General features: G+C 37.0%; 18 protein-coding genes and 1 pseudogene. 18 read left to right on the top strand and 1 reads right to left on the bottom strand.

Annotation, left to right across the window (positions count from 1 at the left end; all coding sequences use genetic code 11):
- Positions 1-20 precede the first annotated feature (20 nt).
- The 11 genes and pseudogenes from AB3H93_RS03235 to AB3H93_RS03285 all read left to right on the top strand — a co-directional run bounded on the left by AB3H93_RS03235 (position 21) and on the right by AB3H93_RS03285 (position 10,421).
- A complete protein-coding gene (locus AB3H93_RS03235) occupies positions 21-725 on the top strand; it encodes a carbonic anhydrase family protein (protein ID WP_368020114.1) in 705 nt (234 codons plus the stop codon).
- The gene (locus tag AB3H93_RS03240) at positions 722-1,630 is read left to right on the top strand and encodes a LysR family transcriptional regulator (protein WP_053766051.1); all 909 of its coding nucleotides are present in this window, start codon (positions 722-724) and stop codon (positions 1,628-1,630) included. The genes AB3H93_RS03235 and AB3H93_RS03240 overlap by 4 nt, the downstream gene beginning before the upstream one ends.
- 722 nt (positions 1,631-2,352) lie before the next feature.
- Positions 2,353-2,526 carry a hypothetical protein gene (locus AB3H93_RS03245; protein WP_178286290.1) on the top strand — a complete coding sequence of 58 codons (174 nt, stop codon included), beginning with the start codon at positions 2,353-2,355 and terminating at the stop codon, positions 2,524-2,526.
- Between the two features lie 243 nt (positions 2,527-2,769).
- Positions 2,770-3,975: a hypothetical protein gene (locus AB3H93_RS03250; protein WP_368020115.1), complete on the top strand. Its 1,206-nt coding sequence runs from the start codon at positions 2,770-2,772 to the stop codon at positions 3,973-3,975.
- Positions 3,976-4,121: 146 nt separating this feature from the next.
- A pseudogene (locus AB3H93_RS03255) lies at positions 4,122-4,681 on the top strand (transposase); the annotation flags it as partial.
- A gap of 405 nt (positions 4,682-5,086) precedes the next feature.
- A complete protein-coding gene (locus AB3H93_RS03260) occupies positions 5,087-5,809 on the top strand; it encodes an ATP-binding cassette domain-containing protein (protein ID WP_081129050.1) in 723 nt (240 codons plus the stop codon).
- On the top strand, positions 5,806-6,477 hold the full coding sequence (locus AB3H93_RS03265) for a methionine ABC transporter permease (protein ID WP_094940265.1): 672 nt from the start codon (positions 5,806-5,808) through the stop codon (positions 6,475-6,477). The genes AB3H93_RS03260 and AB3H93_RS03265 overlap by 4 nt, the downstream gene beginning before the upstream one ends.
- Before the next feature lie 11 nt (positions 6,478-6,488).
- A complete protein-coding gene (locus tag AB3H93_RS03270; protein WP_088775142.1) occupies positions 6,489-7,301 on the top strand; it encodes a MetQ/NlpA family ABC transporter substrate-binding protein in 813 nt (270 codons plus the stop codon).
- Positions 7,302-7,563: 262 nt separating this feature from the next.
- Positions 7,564-8,373: a YusW family protein gene (locus tag AB3H93_RS03275; RefSeq protein WP_368020116.1), complete on the top strand. Its 810-nt coding sequence runs from the start codon at positions 7,564-7,566 to the stop codon at positions 8,371-8,373.
- 172 nt (positions 8,374-8,545) lie between these two features.
- The gene (locus AB3H93_RS03280) at positions 8,546-8,881 is read left to right on the top strand and encodes a PadR family transcriptional regulator (RefSeq protein WP_368020117.1); all 336 of its coding nucleotides are present in this window, start codon (positions 8,546-8,548) and stop codon (positions 8,879-8,881) included.
- Positions 8,874-10,421 carry a DUF4097 family beta strand repeat-containing protein gene (locus AB3H93_RS03285; RefSeq protein WP_368020118.1) on the top strand — a complete coding sequence of 516 codons (1,548 nt, stop codon included), beginning with the start codon at positions 8,874-8,876 and terminating at the stop codon, positions 10,419-10,421. Before AB3H93_RS03280 ends, AB3H93_RS03285 begins: the two co-directional genes overlap by 8 nt.
- Before the next feature lie 145 nt (positions 10,422-10,566).
- Here AB3H93_RS03285 and efbA read toward each other — a convergent pair whose 3' ends face one another.
- Positions 10,567-12,276: a fibronectin-binding protein EfbA gene (gene efbA, locus AB3H93_RS03290; protein WP_368020119.1), complete on the bottom strand. Its 1,710-nt coding sequence runs from the start codon at positions 12,274-12,276 to the stop codon at positions 10,567-10,569.
- Between the two features lie 202 nt (positions 12,277-12,478).
- On the opposite strand from efbA, the gene AB3H93_RS03295 reads away from it, so the two are divergent.
- The 7 genes from AB3H93_RS03295 to topB all read left to right on the top strand — a co-directional run bounded on the left by AB3H93_RS03295 (position 12,479) and on the right by topB (position 21,067).
- Positions 12,479-13,123 (top strand): hypothetical protein, encoded by a 645-nt coding sequence (locus AB3H93_RS03295; protein ID WP_368020120.1) that lies wholly within the window; start codon positions 12,479-12,481, stop codon positions 13,121-13,123.
- Between the two features lie 356 nt (positions 13,124-13,479).
- Complete coding sequence (gene trpX, locus AB3H93_RS03300) at positions 13,480-14,520, top strand: tryptophan ABC transporter substrate-binding protein (protein WP_368020121.1); 1,041 nt, start codon at positions 13,480-13,482, stop codon at positions 14,518-14,520.
- The gene (locus AB3H93_RS03305) at positions 14,517-15,398 is read left to right on the top strand and encodes an ABC transporter permease (protein WP_010737553.1); all 882 of its coding nucleotides are present in this window, start codon (positions 14,517-14,519) and stop codon (positions 15,396-15,398) included. The genes trpX and AB3H93_RS03305 overlap by 4 nt, the downstream gene beginning before the upstream one ends.
- A 2-nt stretch (positions 15,399-15,400) precedes the next feature.
- Positions 15,401-16,171, top strand: coding sequence for an ABC transporter ATP-binding protein (locus tag AB3H93_RS03310; RefSeq protein ID WP_034697918.1), 771 nt, complete (start codon positions 15,401-15,403; stop codon positions 16,169-16,171).
- 265 nt (positions 16,172-16,436) lie between these two features.
- Positions 16,437-17,300 (top strand): shikimate dehydrogenase, encoded by an 864-nt coding sequence (locus AB3H93_RS03315; protein WP_368020122.1) that lies wholly within the window; start codon positions 16,437-16,439, stop codon positions 17,298-17,300.
- Between the two features lie 127 nt (positions 17,301-17,427).
- A complete protein-coding gene (locus tag AB3H93_RS03320; protein WP_368020123.1) occupies positions 17,428-18,615 on the top strand; it encodes an LCP family protein in 1,188 nt (395 codons plus the stop codon).
- 262 nt (positions 18,616-18,877) lie between these two features.
- Complete coding sequence (gene topB / locus AB3H93_RS03325; RefSeq protein ID WP_368020124.1) at positions 18,878-21,067, top strand: DNA topoisomerase III; 2,190 nt, start codon at positions 18,878-18,880, stop codon at positions 21,065-21,067.
- Positions 21,068-21,131 lie beyond the last annotated feature (64 nt).

Consider the following 21,131-nt stretch of genomic DNA (forward strand, 5'->3'; position numbering starts at 1 on the left):
AAGATGCAGGAGGAATAAAAGTGAAAAAGAATATGGATGTTGAATGGGGATATACGGGAGAAAGAGGACCAGAACATTGGGCTGAATTATGCGACTGGTTTGCTAAAGGTGCGGCGTTTGAATTGCAGTCGCCCATTCCATTGACCACTTGTGAACCAGCGGAGGATCAATCAGATACCATTGCTTTTCATTATCAGAAGCAACGGTTTACAGATAAAGAATTTAAAAATACGATCCACTTGGTTCCTTATGATCAGCTTAGTTATGTCGAATTTAAAGGTCAGAAATATTATCTCACAGATATCCATTTTCATATGCCTTCTGAACATCTGATCAATGGTAATCAAGAAGATATCGAGTTCCACTTTGTTCATATGAATGCTAAAAAAGAAAACTTAGTTGTTGGTGTGATGTTTCAGCTAACGACGGATGAAGGTTGGTTGTACGATCGAGACAATGGCGATAGTTGGGATGTAGAAAAACATGAACATTGGACCAATCCATTGGTTCTTTTTCCTGAACAAAAAAGCCATTACCATTATGTCGGCTCTTTAACTACGCCACCAACGAGTGGACCAATCCAATGGTTTGTCATGGATCAAGTGCAAAAACTAAATAAAGATTTCTTGATTCCTTTTAAAGGACAGTATGCACAACCAAACAACCGTCCGCTCCAACCGTTGAAAAATCGTCCAATCAGTTATTTTGTGAGGGATCATCAGTGAACTTCCAACAATTAAAATATGTAATTGCTGTAGCGAACAATGGGAGTTTCAGAGAAGCAGCTAAAAAACTCTATGTCGCACAACCAAGTCTTTCCGCAGGAATAAAAGAATTAGAAACCGAGTTAGGGATCACGCTGTTCACTCGAACGAATCGAGGGGCGTATCTGACCGAGGAAGGACAAGAGTTTTTAAAAAGAGCGGAACGGATTCTCTTACAGTTAGAGTCTTTAGAAAATTATTATTTGACGAATGAGAAGCGTGAAAGCTTTTCAATTGCTTCGCAACATTATGATTTCTTAGGTCCTTTAACAGCAAAGTTGATCTCTTCTTTCAAAAGTGAGATCAAACAGTTTCGAATCATTGAAACAACGACTGCTAATGTGATTGAAGAAGTGAAGGATCAGCATAGTGAGATTGGGATTCTTTATATGAATGAACACAATCAAGCAGGGATCAAGCGCTACTTAGAGCAAGGGGAGCTAGTTGCCCATTCATTAGGAGAATTTCAAACGCACATTTTTTTACGTCAAGGACATCCGCTTAGTGAAAAGAAAGAAATCTTTAAAGAAGAATTACTTCCTTATCCCCAAGTGAGATTTACACAAGATGGCAATAATTTTCCTTATTTTTATGAAGACTTGATTGAAAGTCCTGATCAAGAAACGGTGATCTATACGAGTGATCGGGGAACATTGATGAATATCGTGTTAGAAACAGATGCTTATGCTTCAGGTTCTGGGCTGGTCATTGGTGAGATCAAAGAGTATTTACGTTTGATTCCATTGGCAAATAGTCCCCAAAATGAATTGTACGTGATTTATTCAGCTAAGCGCCAATTAAGCGAAATTGCACAAAAATTCATGGAAAGTCTAACCGTTTTACTAAGTCAGATCAAAACAAATTGAAAAAGCTCTTTGTCAATAAGGGCTGATGAGTGGTGTAAAATCAAATCTGGGTCAGAATGAACCTCATTCTGTCTCAGATTTTTTTTGTGTTTTGAAAGACAATGAGACAAAATAAATACCAAATAATATTTTTTTCTTCACATTATTTAAGTTTCCTTAAAAGGTGTTAGATAGCACTTTCAACAAAAAAACGTTTTCTTATTCTGATATATTATATACTTTAAGTTATGTAAAAAAATTTCATAAAATATGTGTTTTACGTCATAATCGCTAATATTTACTCCTCCGTAATTGTTTAACTAAACCAATTTTTCATGGTATCTTTTTAGATATCTATCACTAAATTATCTCTCGCTACTCCTTATAGTAATTTATCTAGTTGATTGATTTGTAAAATACGATCAACCTGTACAAATGAACAATGAATAAATTTATAAATTACCTTTATAAAATATAATAACAATTGTAAATTATTTGTATGCAAAAAATTTCGAGTTTTTATATCAACACCTTAATCTATATCCTAAAATGAATTGAATTTCGTTGTTCTTATTGACTGTGGATGTGGAAATAATTTTTTATAAATAAAGGACAATACAGAAAAAATGAACGATTATGACATGAAAACTATTTTTTATGACTTTTATATATATAATTTGATTTCTCTGTTATGATTTATTCAGAAAGCGCTTTCTGTTTTTTGGATTTCGAGGTAATAGAAAATGAAAAATAAGTTTATCTTATCTTTAGATATTTTAACTATTGGAATTAGCGTATCTGAAAGCAAAATCTCTGGATATGCTTCTACAATAAATGAACCATCTACTGTGGCAGATAGTAGCCAAGAATTAACTCTTTTAGATAAAAATGTAGTAGCTAAGGTAAATATCTATTAAAAGTGAAGCGTCTCTATGTGCACTCTATCGTTGGGTACAAAAATAGGAACGTGAAGGACTAGTTGGTTTGATTAGAAAGACTCGAACAGACTTTGGGCAAATTAAAGTTTCAGACGTTAGATTTTTGGTCTAACTTTTGATGATCGGTGCATTATGGCTTTTGAAACAGAATTTTTTCTGTATAAGTTTTTATTTTCCGTAGGATAAGTGAAAATCATTAAATGAAAAGGAGATTGATGGCATATGAGATTAGACAAAATGATAGTTACTTTTATTAATGCTTTAAGCATAGCAAGTGGAATAGGCGGAGCAAGGGCACTGCCTAGTTTAGACAACCAAAATCAAGGGAGGGGATTAGGAAAAGTACTAGATTTAGAAAACAGGAATGAAACCACCCGTTTATCTGATAAAACTTATTCACACAAAAAACTACACTCAAAACACAGAAATAAGGGGAACTTAAAACATTTAGATAAAATACAAGATGATGTTTCAAGACAGCCATATTCTGCTAAAAAATTTTTACATAAAAAAATAAAGAATCTTATTAAGCAAGAAGAGACAGATTTTAAAAAATTAAAAGAGGGAATTTCTACTGAAAGTTCTATAGAAGTTAATCAATTACAAACGAATCTCCAGCGGGTTCAAAATTTTTGCTCGAAATTCCGTAAACTAAGAAATGATATAGTAATTGAATATGGTAAAATGACACAGCAAAAGGTAAATTTAAGAAAGCATAAAATAAAGAACAAAAAAATGCTTAAAGAATGCTATAAAGAAATAAAAGTTTTAAGTACAAATAAAAAGCATATCGACTATCTTATATCCAATTGTAAAGACATGGTAAATCAATTACAAGAGTCTATAGAATCAAAGAAAACCCATTCTGTGAGCACAAGTAAATCAACTATGACAACATCACACACAGAGCAACCTACGACAACATCACGCACAGAGCAACCTACTATTTCTCTACAAGAAACAGAACGTATTCTAATAAGAAGTAAAAAACTTATATCCCAGTTCAACGAGAAAACTCAAGAAATCAATGCTTTCCGTAGGCAAGAAAAAGAGTTACTTTTACTATTACAGGATCAGTATAGGACTCAATTTGAAAATCCTCGTAATATTAGTGACGTAAAAGCAGACCTTAATGAGATAAATCGTAACATAATTCCAAAATTAGAGTCGGAAAAATTTCATATTCAAGCTGAAATAATTAAGGAGGTAAATCATATAAATTCGCTTGAAGGCCAAGGGAAAATAAGTCCTTTTGAAGCAAAAAAGTTTCTTAATGAGTATAATAAACTCAATATTAACTTTGCTAAAGAAAGAAACAAAAGAGACATATCATTGAAACAGAACCTTTCAAAAAAACTAGAAAGTATAGTTTTAAATAATTCAGAGAAACCTATTGCACAAAATACAACTATATCTATGACAAGATAGTCTACAAAAAGTGTGTAAACCTTGGCTCTTTGTCAATAAGGACTGATGAGTGGTGTAAAATCAAATCTGGGTCAGAATGAACCTCATTCTGTCTCAGATTTTTTTGTTATTTCATGTTGATTAATTGATTAATCAAAAAAATCCTAAGTTATCACAAAGAAAACAAAAAGAAATACAAGGAGAATCCATTTAACGTGGAAAACTGGCACTACCTTGAAGAACAAGATGAATACATTTGCCCAGCGAATCGTCCGATACCGTTCAAAAATGATAGTCGAAAGATAAAGGTGGCTTTATTCAAGATTTCAAAATCTATGAATGTGAGGATTGTCGGAACTGTCCAGTCCGTCGTTAATGTACGCGTGCGAAAAGTGAACAAAAGCGAAAAATTCAAGTAAATAATAATGGGCGCTATTTCAAAGCAGAATGCAGAAAAAAGCTTTTAGAGGAGAAAATCGAGGTCGAACCAGTGTTCGGGCATCTAAAGACTCACTTGGCGTTCCATCGTTTCCATTTACGTGGGAAACAAGGAGCAACGATTGATATTGGTTTGGCACTGATGGCATTAAATTTAAGAAAATTAGGAAAATATATGGAGAGGAAAGTGTACATAATAGAAAAAATAAGTTCGATTTTGACACTAGCCATCAAAGTCGAACTTATTTTCTTTTTGAGAAAGAACTATTGTCCCGCTCTCAAATTATAGAGCCATTGAAAAAGTGGTTGAATGATCGGCAACAGCGATCGTTTGACCGCTTTTTCTTTTCCTCCTATTTTTCGTTTTTATGAAAAAGAAACTGAATTTGTTGAAAAAAGAAATAACAACGTTGTTAGCTTATGGTGATTAATGGCAATAGATAGAATACATGCTTGTTACAGTGAGGGTTCTTAAAAGATACAGATAAATCGGTTTATAAAACACCATTATTAATACAGTTAAAAAACAGATAGAAGATGAGTAAAAAAGTTGCTTTTTTACGAATACTCCGCCATTATAGAAACAGTTAGTATTTAGGAAGCGTTTTTTATTTAAATAGAAAACCAATAAGCTGATTTATCTATTTTTATCAAACAGTTTGATAAGGTGTACTATTTTTCATTGGAGGAACAGATGATTGAATTGATCAATGTAACTAAAAGCTATGAAGGCACGCAAGCGGTAAAGAATATTCATTTGACAATCGAACCAGGTGAGATCATCGGAATCGTTGGGAAAAGCGGTTCTGGTAAATCCACGTTACTTCGTTTGTTGAACTTAATGGAAGAACCTAGTAGTGGGGAAATCCTAATCGATAGTGTGGCCGTTCAAAAGTTGAACAAAAAAGAAAAAAGGCAGCAAAAACAAAAAATGGGGATGATTTTCCAAAACCATAATCTATTAGATAACTTAAAGGTTTATGAAAATGTAGAATTACCATTGAAGCTGCAAAAGAAAAAGAACCGTGAAAAAATCGATTATTTATTAAATTTTGTTGGGATGGCTCATAAAGCTGCTGTATATCCAGTAAAACTATCTGGCGGTGAAAAGCAACGAGTGTCGATTGCTCGGGCGTTGACACGTGATCCAGAAATTTTATTGTGTGACGAAGCCACCAGCTCACTAGATGAAGAAAATACGGAAAGTGTGATTCGTTTATTGCATAAAGTCCATGAAGAATTCCAGCCGACAATTTTCTTTGTTAGTCACGAATTAGAAACAGTGAAAAGCTTATGCCAACGAATTTTGGTCATGGAAAATGGCGAGTTGATTGGCGAGTTAAGAAATCACCCACAACGATTTACGGAAGAAAACTTGACGTATTTTGAAAAAATAAAAAGGAGCTTAGCGCAATGATTCATTCACAAAGCATGATGGAGTATTGGCCAGCCCTACTGACCAGTCTCGAAGAAACGGGCATCATGATGGCTATTTCGATGGGCGTGTGTGTGGTTGGCGGATTGCCACTAGGTTTAGGGTTGTTTTTGACGAATCCTAAAGTTCGAGGTCATTATCCTTGGATTTATTGGACTTTGAATTTTTTAGTCACAGTGATCCGCTCTTTTCCATATCTATTATTTGTGATTGCGTTGATCCCAGTAACTCGCGCGGTATTAGGCAAAGCCTTTGGTCCTATACCAGCTTCTGTACCACTTAGTATCATTGCGATCACCATCTTTGCCCGGCTAGTTGAACAGGTTTTGCTGGATGTTTCTGACGAAACTTATGCATTGGCCAATTCATTAGGGACGACTCGCTTTCAATATATCTGGCATTTTTTACTAGTAGAAGCGAGAAGTGGTTTAGTCTTGGCGTATACGACGACGACTGTCAGTATGGTTTCCTATTCGACTGTCATGGGAGTCATTGGCGGTGGCGGAATCGGTGATTTTGCTGTTCGTGTCGGTTATCAACGCTATGAATATGGGGTCATGTATGTCGCCATTGTGATCATGATCTTTTTAGTCTTTATTTTACAAATGCTGGGAAACTTTGTTGCTCAGACACTGGATAAACGAAAATAGGAGGAAGAAGAATGAAGAAGTTTTATTTGATTGGTTTCGCAATGATTGCGATCTTAACTTTAGCAGCTTGTGGAGGTCATTCAGCGGATAAAGACAAAAAGGAAATCAAAGTGGCTGTTCAGTTAGAGTCATCAAAAGATATTTTGGAGATTGCCAAAAAAGAAGTGGAGAAACAGGGTTACACCATTGATATTATGGAAGTAAGTGACAATGTAGCTTATAATGATGCCGTTCAACATGATGAAGCAGATGCCAATTTTGCACAGCATGAACCGTTTATGGCAATGTTCAATCAGGAAAAAAAAGCAGATTTAGTCGCCGTTCAACCCATTTATTATTTTGCGGGAGGCTTTTATTCCAAAAATTATAAGAATGCTGATCAATTGCCCAAAAATGCTAAAGTCGGTATTCCAAGCGATCCAACAAATGAAGGTCGGGCATTAGCGATCTTAAATAAAAATGGTGTTATCAAATTAAAGGATAACATGGGGTTCAACGGTACAGTGGCGGATATCGTTGACAATCCTAAAAATCTTCAATTTGAACGAATCGATTTATTGAATCTAGTAAAAGCCTACGATGAAAAGGACATTGCGATGGTCTTTTGTTACCCTGCTTACTTAGAACCAGCGGGCTTATCGACCAAAGATGCGATTTTACTGGAAGATGAAGCTGCCAGCAAACATTACGCTTTGCAATTGGTAACGAGAGAAGGGGAAAAAGACAGCGAGAAAATCAACGTATTGAAAAAAGCAATGACGACGAAAGAAGTCGCTGAGTATATTAAGAAAAATTCTAAAGGCGCAAATATTCCAGCTTTTTAAAAGAACAAAGAAAGTGAGAAGAAATCAACAAAACGCCTGTTTTTAACAAACGAGTAAGGGTGGCATTCGACATCCTACTCGTTTTTTTGCTGTCATGAAAGACAAGAGTGAAGTGCTTGGATGAACCCGTTCAAAGATAGCAACAGATAAACCAAACGCTGACGATTAACTTTTTTGCTATTATTTGACACTAAGTACTATTCATTATATATTAGTGGTGCAACACAGAAATACTTACATATATCAGAAAGAAGGAATACATATGAAAATGAAAAAATTGACAGGTTTATTATTAGCGGGAATCATTCTATCCACTGGAGCCACTACTTTGGCAAGCTCACCAGATGTTTCTGCTGCAACAGTAATTTCAGAAAACCAGTATGAGAAGATCATGAGTTTTACCAAAGCAGACTTAATAGCTGTAACGGGAATAGTGTTAGAACCAACAGAAGCGTCCATTCAGCGCATGTATGATTCATTGAAAAAAGAACGTGTTTGGTTGGCTCTTGGTTATTCTTCGACTGAAGCACAACGAATTACTAAAAGAATGGCGCAAAGTACATATCAAGCAATAGGTATTTTGACAAGTATGGCAAATAACCAAAATATCCAATTGAAAGTCGTTGTCATCAACAAACCTAATTACAGTACAATAAACATTGGGACAATTGGATCTGTCGACAAGCCAACCGTCCCAAAAGATGAACCTGAGAAAGAAGAAAACACCAACGTACCAGGCGATTCAGCGCTACGTTCATTGGTAAAAGAAATTGAAATTGAAATCGAGTATCAGAAAGAGAAAATCAAACTAGATTATGAAGTCAAGTCAAATGGCAAAATCAAAGCAGAAGTCAAAAATGAACAAACAGGTCTTAAGTTACAGGATGCAAAAGCGCAGACCTATGTCGAAACACTGTTTGTAGGACTAGATGCAAAAACAAGCAGTCAAGAAGAAATCAAAACGCATATTATGGAACAGTTAGATGCGAATCAAAAAGGGTTGAAAAAATTTGCTTTTAAAGTGAAATATGCAGATAAAACAAAAGTAGATTTCAAAATCAAGTACAAGTAGATCAGGAAAAAAGGTGTACGGGGAATAAATGGGAATGCGTTAGAGAATCAGTCTAACACAAGGTTCTCAAGACTTTCTGTCCACCTTTTTCTTTTCTAGGGGGGAAAAATAAGGTAGACTCAAAATAGAGAAAAAGAAAACATGGCAGCATGGATTATGGAAGGTGAAGTTATTGAGAAAATCAAATCAATTTAAAAAAGGTGTATTGGAATTATGCGTTCTTTATTTACTGAAAAATAAGGATCGATATGGTTATGAAATTACCCAATTGGTCAATAAAAATATTCCGCTTACAGAAGGAGCGCTTTATCCAATATTGAGACGATTTGTCAAAGAAGGGTATTGTGTGACCTACCTTAAAGAATCAAAAGGAGGACCTGCACGCAAATACTACCAAATCACTTCACTGGGAAAAGAATATCTGGCTGAGTTAAATAAGGAATGGATGGTGTTTGTAGAAAATGTGGCGTTGTTAAAACAGGAGGAAGATGAGAGAGCAAATGAATGATTTTTTTGAAGCGTTAGAAGGATTATTTTTAGAAAAAGATAAAGAAGCTTTTCTTGAAATAAAAGCAGATCTTTCAAGAGAAATCAAAGTAAGGATGGCAGAAGGAGAATCTTGTGAAGCAATTTTAAAAGCTCTGGGAAGTCCGCAAGAAATTGCTGAAGCTTATTATGAAGACCAGCGCTTAGAAAAAGCGATGAAAGCAAAGCAAGATATAATTGCTGGCGAAGACCTGGTACGTGAATATAAATTGAAGCGTAATTCTTGCTTAAAACGTTGGATGATCAAACTAGGTAAGTTATTCTTGTTTTTGTTCCAAATTTTATTGCTAGTGACTAGTTTCTATTTTTTGATGATGGTGCTATATTATCTGATTTATGAACAGGTTATGATGTGGGGAGCCGTGGCTTCGTCGTTATTTTCGTTATGCTTCGTTATTGTATTAAAGAAACCTGAGCAGGTAAGGAAGAGATTGTTTCTAGTTTATTTTGTGGGAATAGTTAGTTTTTTATGTAACCTATTACTTGTGTTCAATCACAGCTGGGTTTATCAAGGGCAATTTTTGACAAGAGACATAGAACTTAAAGCAAATGCGATTGAGTCGTTGAATGTGTCTTCCACATATCCAGTAGATATTAGTGTAATCCAACTATCCGAAAATGAAACAGCGAAAGTAGAAGTCAAGGGTCATATCAGAAAGCAAGATCAAAAACAGCTGTTCAGCATGAGTAGCAGCAAAATGAACTTGACCATTGGACACCCAAGATTTTTTGACTGGTCACAAAACATGGGGAAAGTTGAGATCATTTTTTATCTTCCGGAAAATACCAAACATAAATCCCTTCGTTTTAACTTAGAACAAGGAGAAGTAACGTTAAATCATACATATGCAGAAAAGATTAACTTGAAGATGAAAAAAGGACGAATAAGCATAACCGATGTTTATAGTAAAGCAATCCAAATAAACAGCCAATCTTCCGATGTTAGTGTCCATCAATTTTTCTCTGAGCTGGCTATAAAAAATAAAGTTGGAAAAACAATTCTTTCTGATGGTCAAGGAAAAATCCGGGTAGTGACTGACAGTGGGGTAATAAAAGTTCTCTCAACGATGAGTGAAAAAATGGAATTGAATAATATCGAAGGAAAAAATATTGTTTCATCAGGAGCGATTCAACGATTGACTGCCCGTAATATGAAAGGGACTACGATTATTGAAAAACAAGCAGGAGACACATCGATAAAAAATGGCTCTGGGAAATTGGTATTGACGGATTTAACTGGTGGTTTATCGGTAGGAAATGATTCAGGGACGGTTATCGTCAGTCAGCAAGTCCCTTTAGAAGCAACAGTGAAAAGTGCTAGTGGTCATGTGAAGTGGGTGCAGTCACAAGACGTTATTAGTCGTTTTGATTTAAGTAGTACGTTCGGGGAAATAACTAATCAGTTTAAAGAGCAGACAAAAGACGAGGCGAACACTATAAACATCTCCACTAAAAAAGGCAATATCATGGTCTTAAAAAAGGAACTTGAGGGGAAAAGCTAGATAATAGAAACAAGTGCCTGTTCCAGAAAAATCATCCGATATTTTCTGGAACGGGCACTTGTCATGTTAGCGAATAAAAAGGGGAGTGCTTACTCATCGATGATGGCTAGATGCGATACTGTTGACTAGATTAAATTGCATTACATCAGTTAGTCATCTGTTTCATCTTGTTGATCTTTTCTTCTTCCGGAGTAACAATGATCGTTTTTTGATTTTCATAAATCACATAGCCTGGTTTTGCGCCATTCGGTTTGCGCAAATGCTTGACTTGAACCAAGTCCACTGGTACTTGGGCAGAATGACGGTATTTTGAGAAATAAGCAGCTAATTCAGCGGCTTCAGTTATCGTTTCATCAGATGGCTGGTCACTTTTGATAATGACATGAGAGCCAGGAATATTTTTGGCGTGGAGCCAATAGTCTGTTTTCTTCGCCGTTTTTAAGGAAAGTTGATCATTTTGAAGATTGTTTTTCCCTACCAAGATCAACGTACCATCAGTAGAAAGATATTGATCTGGCTGTGAAGGTTTCTTGCGTTTTTGTTTTTTCGAAGATTTCTTTTTTAAATAACCTTCTGCTGTCAATTCTTCTTTGATCACTTCGATATCCATAGGTCCAGCAATCTCTAATTGGGACAAGACAGATTCTAAATAATCGATCTCATTTTTGGCTTCTTCGATCTGTTTACCAATCAATTTGACGGCATTTTTTAGTTTTTGGTAGCGATGGAAATATTTTTGGGCATTTTGATTGGGCGTTAATGCTGGATCAAGCTTGATTGTGATCGGCCGATCTTCTTCATAATAATTAGGCAATGTTACTTCATTTGCGCCCCGAGGTACTTGAGCCATAAAAGTAGTTAATAGTTCGCCATCTCTACGATAATCTTCGGCATTTTCCGAATCTTTTAAAGTCTGCTCCCGTTTTTTCAGTTTATTTCTGTTTCGTTTAAGCTCGTTTTCAATCTTGCGGATGAGCTCGCCACCTTGTTGTTTGGCACGGTCTTTTTCTGCTTTTTCTTGATAAAACGCATCTAATAACGCACTGAGAGTCGGGTACATCTTTTTTTGTTGCGTATTTGAATCAAAGAAACGATAGTTGATCGGCGTAAAATATTCTTTCTCCGCTACTTCATAAAGGCTAGGGGAGCATTGGGTGTCGATTGCTGTGAAGAATTCTTGCCATACCAACATTTTTTCATTGGGGCGTTCTGTTAAGCGAGCTACCAATTCTTGCGCAGTATCAAAACCGATTCCTTGAAATTGTTGTTGGATTCCTTTTGGTGTCAAGTCCATTTGAGAAAGCCGATGGAAGACTTTTTCTTTTTCCTGACTAAAGGGATTCAGCTGGTTTTGTTCAGGTGGAGCAATATAGTCTACACCAGGCAGAAGGGAACGATAAGTGTTTTGTGAACTACCAATATGCTTGATCGCATCTAAGATTTTTCCTGATTCTTTATTCACTAAGATGATCGTGCTATGTCGACCCATGAGTTCCACAATCAAAATGATATTTTGGAGATCTCCTAGTTCGTCTCGTTTCGTGAAATGAAAGTGGATCACTCGGTCGTTTTCGATTTGTTCGATCGACTCCAAAATTGCCCCATCAAGATGCTTGCGTAACATCATCACAAAGTTCGGTGGTGTGTCTGGATTTCGATAGTCGATCTGAGTGATCTGGATTCGAGCATAACTAGGATGTGCAGATAAGAGCAAACGCTGATTTTTACCACGTGAGCGAATCACTAATACGACTTCATTTTCGTAAGGTTGGTGGATTTTAGAAATCCGACCAGATAATAGAGTCTCACGCAATTCATTGATCATTGCATGAGTAAAGACACCATCAAAGGACATGGTTCATTCCTCATTTCTTTTCATAAGTAGTTTCATTATAACGAAAAAAACGTAGAAAGACCAATTTACTAGGTAGTTATCAACTGATTTGATCATAAAAAGATACTGGATTGAAAAATAATCGATATTCTTTAAATGTATTTTTTTCTATCTACCTCAAACTTAGGTATAATAAAAGAAAACGAAAAAGAAGGTGATCGCTATGTGGAAAGAGATAAGTGAGACCATCAAAGTCAAATACCATCATTTTTTGGCTGATTTCGATACGCATCCACAACGCTATTTTATGCGTTTATTATTCGTATTCCTTGTTTCACTGGTCATTACGATCACGATGTTTGTCTTTCCTAAAAATATTAGAGAAGCACAGGTGGAGAGCTTAGTCTATGCAGACATCGATTCTCCTAAGCTTAAACCTTTGAATATCAATGAAGCCTCGCAAACAATTGAAGAAAGTAAAGCTATTTCAGTTTTGTTCAGTGTGCCAAGTGGAGAAATGTATCAAGCATTAATGGACATTTTTCATGATCCAAAAAAAATGGCGGAATTGAATCGCCCTATTTATTTTTACCCATTGGTTTATCAGGTCAATGAATTAGAACAATGCTACGATTTAAAGCAAGAGCATTTGACGGTAATCTTTTTCCAAAATGGCAAAGAAACCAATCGCTTAGTCTATAACGCAAATCAGTTAAGTGATTTCCCTACGCAGCTGATTCCCGAATTAAATCGTTTGCCATTAGCGAATATCAAGAAATTAGAAGAAGAACTTGGGAAAGAAACGCAAACGACTTCGACTAATGCTCAACTGGGAACAGATCTTAATGCTGGAAATAAGACGGAATAAAAAAACAGTTGACGAACATGCTAAATTCGATTAGACTTAGATTAATTATTAAGGAAAGGGTGATCCACAATGAACTTATCAAACCAATTTTTAGCAGGAACAACTCAAGCTTGGCGTAACTGGCGTAGATAAGTTGTATTGATGGCGAACTTTGACCGTAGATACAACTTTTTAGAGTACAAATCTAAAATTTGTATCTATGCTGGACAAGAAATTTGACTACCGCATAGATTCGATCTATGCGGTTTTTTGTATGTAAGAAGACAATTACCGTTGGGGTGATTGTCTTTTTTTGTCAGTTCGTGTCATAAACCAGACTTGAATAATAATGATTAAAGGAATGAGGGGGAAGAAAAATGAAAAATAAACGTTTGATCACAGTTGTTGCACTTATTATGCTTTACTTAGTAGGAACCTTTATTTATGAAAAAATAACGCCTGCTTCTACTGAATCGAAACCAAAAGAAACGGATCAAACTGTTTCCATTGGGGTTTTGCAATATGTGAGCCATCCGGCATTAGATGAAATTTACCGTGGGATCAAAGACGGTCTCAAACAATCAGGGCTTGAGGAAGGAAAAAATTTAACGATCTCCTTTCAAAACGGGCAAGCAGATCAAAGTAAATTAGCCACCATGAGTCAACAATTAGTACAAGCTGACCCAGATGTCCTAGTAGGGATCGCTACTCCGGCTGCTCAGTCTTTAGCTAATGTAACGAATACGATCCCACTAGTCTTAGGTGCGGTCACAGATCCAGTTGGTGCCGGCTTAGTGAACTCTTTAAAAGAACCAGGTGGAAACATCACAGGCGTATCTGATCAGCCTCCTGTTGAAGCGCAAATCAAGTTAGGCGCTGAATTGATGCCGAATGCGAAGAAAGTCGGAATTTTATACGCTTCTTCAGAAGATAATTCAAAATACCAAGTAAGCCAAGCAGAAAAAGCGATTCAAAAAGCAGGTTTAACTTCAGTAAAATATGCTGTACCTTCTACGAATGAAATCGCCCAAACTGTCCAAGTGATGAGTCAACAAGTGGATTTCATTTATGTTCCTTTAGACAATACAATTGCTAATGCTATGCAGACAGTGGTAAAAGAAGCTGATAAAGCGAAGATCCCAGTGATCCCTTCAGTTGATTCAATGGTCGAACAAGGTGGCTTGGCAACGATCGGGATCAATCAATATGATTTAGGTGTTCAAAGTGGGAAAATGGCTGCGATTCTTGCATTAGGAAAAGAAAAACCAGCAACGACACCTGTTTACGTCTTTGATAAAGGCGATGTCATCATCAATGAAAAACAGGCGGAAAAATTAGGGATCACGATTCCTGATTCAATAAAGCAAGAAGCTAAAAATGTTTCAGAAGAACCGAAAGACGAGGGGGATGAACAATGATCGTATCAGCAATTTCACAAGGGATGTTATGGGCAATCTTAGGATTAGGAATCTTTATGACTTATCGGATTTTGGATTTTCCTGATATGACGACTGAAGGATCATTTCCATTAGGTGGAGCAGTTTGTGTAACAGCTATCACTCACGGAATCTCACCGGTTTTAGCAACACTGCTTGGCGTTGGTGCAGGCATGCTTGCCGGACTAGTTACGGGGCTGTTGTATACCAAAGGAAAGATCCCCGTGATCCTTGCCGGAATCTTAGTCATGTCTGGATTAAACTCGGTGATTTTATTCGTGATGCGCACACCAAATCTTTCTTTATTGAATCATTCGATTTTACAAGATACGTTCAATGGTCTTCATTTACCTGACTATTTTGATACCGTGTTACTTGGCTTGCTTGCATTAAGTCTCTTGATTGGTGTCTTACTGTTCTTTTTCAATACCGATTTAGGTCAAGGGTATATCGCGACAGGAGACAACGAAACGATGGCTCGTTCCTTAGGGATCAAAACAGATCGAATGAAAATCTTAGGATTGACTCTTTCAAATGGTGTTATTGCTTTATCAGGTGCATTGATTGCACAAAATGATGGGTATGCCGATGTCAATAAAGGAATTGGTGTCATCGTGATCGGGTTAGCTTCTATCATTATTGGAGAAGTGATTTTCCACGAATTAACGTTAGCAGAACGCTTGATTGCCATTGTCGTGGGAAGCATCATCTATCAATTATTGATCCTGATCGTCATTAAACTTGGGTTTGACACAACATATCTCAAACTCTTCTCCGCTATTATTTTAGCCATTTGTTTGATGATTCCTCAGTTAAAACAAGCATTGAAACTTAAAACCGGTTTTGAAAAGGAGGTTTGACCATGACAGCGATCATCACAATTAAAAATGGAAAAAAAGTCGTTAGCAATGGCATGAATGAAGAAAAAGTATTATTAGATGGAATTGATTTGACAATCAATAAAGGCGATTTTATTACGGTCCTTGGTGGTAATGGTGCGGGAAAAAGTACGCTGTTCAACACGATCGCAGGAACATTACAATTAAGTCAAGGGTCGATCGCTTTTAAAGAGCGGAATATCACGAAAGAAACAGAAGAAAAACGGGCTTCTTTTCTTTCTCGGGTGTTCCAAGATCCTAAGATGGGCACAGCTCCAAGGATGACAGTAGCAGAGAACTTGCTTTTGGCTCAAAAAAGAGGAAAGAAAAGACCCCTTCGTCTCCGTAACCTAAAGAACCAAAGAGAAACATTTTATCAATTGTGTCAAGAAGTTGGAAATGGGTTGGAGCAGCATTTAGATACGCCAGCTGGGGAATTATCAGGAGGGCAACGCCAAGCATTGAGTTTGTTGATGGCGACCATTGAAGCGCCTGAGTTGCTGCTATTAGATGAACATACAGCAGCGCTCGATCCTAAAACTGCCAAATCATTGATGCAATTAACCAATCGCAGGATTACTGAACAACACTTGACTTGCTTGATGATCACCCACCGGATGGAAGATGCCTTGAATTATGGGAATCGTCTGATCGTTTTACAAAAAGGACGGATCGTGAAAGATTTGTCTAAAGAAGAAAAAGAGCAATTGTCACTAGCGGATCTATTACAATTTTTTGAAGAAGTGTTAGATTAGTTTTTGATTACTGACTGCTTTTCCTTCTACTTATGCCTAGTATGCCTATAGTAGATTGATTTGTTTTAAATGAATGAAAAAGAGGCCCCGCTTGTTTGACAATCATGTTGACAAGTTTCTCATCCCTCCTTTAAACTTAGAAAGACTCGTCAATCATAGACATAAGAAAAAGCACAAGAAACAGAACTAAACAATCGACCATCTGATGTCTCGTGTCATGTTTACGAGGATTGGATGGTTGTTTTATTTTATAAGGAGGAAAAAGATGATCTCTGGTAAAACAAAACTCACAGGCTTTTTTGCAAAGCCTGCTTCTCATAGTCTTTCACCGTTGATGCACAATCTGGCATTTTCACATTGGGGTATTGATGCCGTTTATCTAGCTTTTGAGGTAGATCAAACGAACCTAGGACAAGCCGTTGAGAGTATCCGCACATTAGATATGTTGGGCGTAAATGTTTCAATGCCGAATAAAACGGCTGTCTTGGCATACCTTGATCAGTTAAGCCCTGAAGCGGAATTGATCGGAGCGGTCAACACGATCGTTCACCAGGAGCAACGTTTGATTGGTTACAATACAGATGGTATGGGATTTGTACGTTCCGTCAACGAAACGGGGCATCCGATCAAAAATCAAAAAATCGTTGTTCTAGGAGCAGGTGGTGCAGCAAAAGCAATTGTCGTACAAATGGCACTAGAAGGCGCACAAGAAATCACGATTTACAAACGTTTGAATGCCACTTTTTTACCACTAAAAGAGTATTTTGCGAAAGTCTCTGAGAAAACAGGTTGTCCCATCCGATTACATGATTATGCGGACGAAAGTCAACTGGCATTAGATTTGAGTCAGGCGAATCTATTGATCAACGCAACTGATATCGGAATGGGAAGCAAGAAAGACCAATTACCGATTGCTGATGTAAAGTTGTTGCATTCGCAATTAGCCGTCTTTGACTTGATCTACTCCCCTAGTGAGACACGATTAATCCAAGAAGCCAAAAAAATGGGAATCAAAGCCTATAATGGTTTAGGTATGTTGATTCATCAAGGAGCAATTGCTTTTGAACTGTGGACACATCGAGAAATGCCAGTCCAGAACGTACGAGAACGATTAGAACAAGAAGTGTGACGAGCTTTACGTGTAGTGGCTTGTCTCATTTCGTTATTTTTTATTAAATTGTGGTTCAAATAGCTGTTTTTATCAAGAAGATAGCGTATCCTTTATTTACTTGTACAGATAGCAGGGAGGAAACAAAATGAGTCGGATGGATCGTTATAAGAACATCCATAAAAAAGCAAAACCATTAAAAAAAGAATCAACCGGTTTTTTTAGACGTGAACGTCAAAAGGACAAAGCGTTGAATGATTCAAGAGATGAAGCTACTCGGATCTATCAACCTGATCAGGATTCTTCTTATTCTTCCAGAGAAGGACAAGCTAATGACTATCAAACTCCTTATTCCTATGCAAAAGCAGGAAACAAAAAAGGATTTAATCAAACGAAGAAAAGCTTTTTTAAGAGGAAGAAAGAGCCAAAAGAAGTTCGTCCAAAAAAGAAACGTTCGTGGGGGAAAATCATTCTAGGCATTATCCTATTTTTATTCTTATTTTCAGTCATTTCCTTTTTTGTCGGGAAATCCATGGCAGAACATGATACCAGTTTGCCGAGTGTTACAACGGAATCATTTGATGGTGTACAGTCTTCGAGTGGCGCACATAATATTCTGATATTAGGTAGTGACACTAGAGGTGAGGATGCTGGTCGTGCAGATACGATCATGGTGTTACAGTTAGATGGACCTGCTCATAAACCAAAATTGATTTCATTTATGCGTGATAGTTTTGTAACAATTCCAGGAGTTGGTCAAAATAAGATCAATGCAGCTTATGCTTATGGCGGTGCTGATCTGGTCCGTCAAACCATCAAAGAAAATTTTGGACTTGATTGCCAGTATTACGCAAAAGTCGATTTTAAATCGTTTGAAAAAGTGGTCGATGCATTGTTTATGAATGGTATCAAGATCGATGCAGAGAAAGATTTGAATCTGGATGGTGTCGATATCAAAAAAGGTGTCCAAAAAATGGATGGCCATACACTTTTACAGTATGCACGTTTTAGAAAAGATGAAGAAGGCGATTTTGGTCGAGTAAGACGGCAACAACAAGTCATGAATACGATTTTTAGTCAGCTAAAAAATCCCCTAAACTTGGTTCGTGCCCCTTACGCTGCCGGAAAAGCCATTGGTTATACCTCAACGGATGTTTCATCATTGTTTATTATCAAAAATCTCTTGTCGATTGCTCGAGGTGTCGGTGGTGTGGATCGTTTAAGCGTGCCTGTTGAAGGTTCATGGAACTTTGGAAACAGTAGTTATGCCGGAAGTATTTTGGTGATCGACAATGACGCCAATCGTGCAGCAATCAGTGATTTTTTAAGTAAATAAATGGAAGAAAAGAAATAGAAAGTTACTATCTGCAATCATCTATTTCACTTCGTTTAGTAAAAGTCCTCCATCTGCAATAGGTGGGCGATGCAACACTTTGGATTTTCACCAATTGTAAAAGCTAAGTTCATAAAACGACTGTTAGACAAGGGTCTTCAGTCGTTTTTTTCTTTTGAAAAAATAGTTTTGGGTTGTCATATGCGAATGTTTGTTCCATAATAAAGAAGTCTGTTCTAAGACTGAGAATCATGGAGGGGATAAAATGAAAACTGTTATACTGGCTGAAAAACCTTCCCAAGCAAAAGCTTATGCTGAAACATTTAAGAAACGAATACGTCACGAAGGGTATTATGAGATCGTTGATCCGTTGTTTAGTGGGGAAGTAACGATTACTTATGGATTCGGTCACTTAGTGGACATGGTCCCTCCTGGTGCATATGAAGAACGCTGGAGTAAATGGTCCTTAGCTAACTTACCAATTTTCCCAGAAACCTTCCGCTATGAAGTGCCGAAAGAAAAACAAGCACAATTTTCAATCGTCAAAAAGGAATTACAATCAGCGGATACGATCATTATTGCGACAGATGGAGACCGTGAAGGAGAAGCCATTGCTTGGTCGATTATCATTCAAGCGCAAGCCTTCACCAAAAGCAAAAAGTATCAACGTTTGTGGATCAATTCGCTGGAAAAAGAGGCGATTTATGAAGGCTTTAAAAACCTTCGTCCAGGCGAGAGCTATTTTCCTAAATATAAAGAAGCGAAAGCTAGACAGAATGCGGATTGGTTGATCGGGATGAACGGGAGCCCATTATACAGCCTCTTACTGCAACAAAAAGGGATCGATGGCAGCTTTTCTTTAGGACGTGTCCAAACGCCAACCTTATATATGATCTATCAGTTACAAGAAACGATTAAAAACTTCAAAAAAGAACCATACTATGAAGTAGAAGCGACGATCAGTTGTGATGATGGACGGTTTACAGGGAAAATCGATCCCAAGCAGAATTTTAAAACCCTCGAAGCGCTACATCAAGCAATTGAAAAATCAGGCGCGTATTTAGGGAAGCAATCAGGACAGATCTTATCGGTCATTAAAAAAGAAAAACAACTAAGTAGTCCACGTTTATTTTCTTTATCTAGTCTCCAGACAAAAATGAACCAATTGATGAAGGCGAGTGCCAAAGCGACATTAGATGCTGCCCAAGGGCTCTACGAAAAGAAATTTTTAAGCTATCCTCGGACAGATTCTACTTACATTACTGAAAATGAACATCACTACTTGGTGAAAAACTTAGTACGTTATAAAGATTTTTTAGGGATCAGCAGCGTAGAGACTCCTGAAACATGGTCGAAAAAAAGATATGTTGATGCGACAAAAGTCCAAGAACACCATGCAATTATTCCAACAAAAACGATACCTTCCAAGGAACGTTTTGCGCAATTATCACGTCTGCAACAAGCCATCTATTTACAAGTAGCGAAAACGACTATGGCAATGTTTGCCGAAAATTATGTATATGAAGAAACAACGATTTATACTGGTGTCCAAGAACTTCGCTTAAAAAGTACAGGGAAAATCCCAATCAAAAAAGGGTGGCAAATGATCTTAGCAACCAAAAGCAAGCAGAAAGAAGTCCAAGTATTACCAGATGTGGTAAAAGGTCAGGTGGTCGGCGTTGATCTGAAAAGTATTCAAAAAGAAACCCAACCACCAAAACCATACAACGAGGGAACACTAATCACTGCGATGAAAACGGCAGGGAAAACATTGGATGATGAAGAAGCACAGGAAATCTTAAAAGAAGTTGAGGGAATCGGAACAGAAGCGACTCGAGCCAATATTATTGAAAATCTAAAGCAACGTCACTATATCGAGGTCACTAAAAATGAAATCACTGTTACGGCTAAAGGAATCACTCTTTGTAAAGCGGTCGCTCAAGAACCTTTGTTGACTAGTGCGGAAATGACTGCTCAGTGGGAAGGATACCTCAAAAAGATCGGTAACAATGAGGGCACACCCGAAGTCTTTTTAGCAAATATCAAAAAATTCATCCTTCATTTACTCGAATCCGTGCCAAAACAACTGACTTCAGTCGATTTATCTGAAGAAATCACTGGAACGCGCCAAATCAAAGCGCTGGAGAAGAAAAATGATCAACTAGGCAGATGTCCAAAGTGTAAACAAGGGATCGTCATGTTGCATCCAAAAGTAGCAACTTGTACCAATGCTTCCTGTGATTTTAAACTTTGGCCAACGATTGCAAAGAAGAAGCTGACGAAAACGATGATGCGGGAATTATTGTCTAAAGGCAAGACTAGTAAAGTAGTTAAAGGGTTGACTGGCAAAAAAGGGAAGTTTGATGCAGTACTAGAACTAAAAGCAGATTATTCGATCGGTTTTTCTTTTCCGTGGATGGAAAAATCAGGAGAAAAAAATAAAGAAGAAAAATAATTATTCCGAAAAGTGTTGGTTTATTTATCCAAAAATAACATACGATTTATAAATAAGGAGTTTA

Source organism: Enterococcus sp. C74, from assembly GCF_040887125.1.
Taxonomy (GTDB): Bacteria; Bacillota; Bacilli; order Lactobacillales; family Enterococcaceae; genus Enterococcus_B; species Enterococcus_B hirae.

Excerpts from the sequence above, each read along its gene's own strand:
- AB3H93_RS03245 (WP_178286290.1), top strand. The coding sequence starts at position 2,353 with ATGAAAAATAAGTTTATCTTATCTTTAGATATTTTAACTATTGGAATT.
- AB3H93_RS03250 (WP_368020115.1), top strand. The coding sequence starts at position 2,770 with ATGAGATTAGACAAAATGATAGTTACTTTTATTAATGCTTTAAGCATA.
- AB3H93_RS03260 (WP_081129050.1), top strand. The coding sequence starts at position 5,087 with ATGATTGAATTGATCAATGTAACTAAAAGCTATGAAGGCACGCAAGCG.
- AB3H93_RS03265 (WP_094940265.1), top strand. The coding sequence starts at position 5,806 with ATGATTCATTCACAAAGCATGATGGAGTATTGGCCAGCCCTACTGACC.
- AB3H93_RS03270 (WP_088775142.1), top strand. The coding sequence starts at position 6,489 with ATGAAGAAGTTTTATTTGATTGGTTTCGCAATGATTGCGATCTTAACT.
- AB3H93_RS03275 (WP_368020116.1), top strand. The coding sequence starts at position 7,564 with ATGAAAATGAAAAAATTGACAGGTTTATTATTAGCGGGAATCATTCTA.
- AB3H93_RS03285 (WP_368020118.1), top strand. The coding sequence starts at position 8,874 with ATGAATGATTTTTTTGAAGCGTTAGAAGGATTATTTTTAGAAAAAGAT.
- efbA (WP_368020119.1), bottom strand. The coding sequence starts at position 12,276 with ATGTCCTTTGATGGTGTCTTTACTCATGCAATGATCAATGAATTGCGT.
- AB3H93_RS03295 (WP_368020120.1), top strand. The coding sequence starts at position 12,479 with ATGTGGAAAGAGATAAGTGAGACCATCAAAGTCAAATACCATCATTTT.
- trpX (WP_368020121.1), top strand. The coding sequence starts at position 13,480 with ATGAAAAATAAACGTTTGATCACAGTTGTTGCACTTATTATGCTTTAC.
- AB3H93_RS03305 (WP_010737553.1), top strand. The coding sequence starts at position 14,517 with ATGATCGTATCAGCAATTTCACAAGGGATGTTATGGGCAATCTTAGGA.
- AB3H93_RS03310 (WP_034697918.1), top strand. The coding sequence starts at position 15,401 with ATGACAGCGATCATCACAATTAAAAATGGAAAAAAAGTCGTTAGCAAT.
- AB3H93_RS03315 (WP_368020122.1), top strand. The coding sequence starts at position 16,437 with ATGATCTCTGGTAAAACAAAACTCACAGGCTTTTTTGCAAAGCCTGCT.
- AB3H93_RS03320 (WP_368020123.1), top strand. The coding sequence starts at position 17,428 with ATGAGTCGGATGGATCGTTATAAGAACATCCATAAAAAAGCAAAACCA.
- topB (WP_368020124.1), top strand. The coding sequence starts at position 18,878 with ATGAAAACTGTTATACTGGCTGAAAAACCTTCCCAAGCAAAAGCTTAT.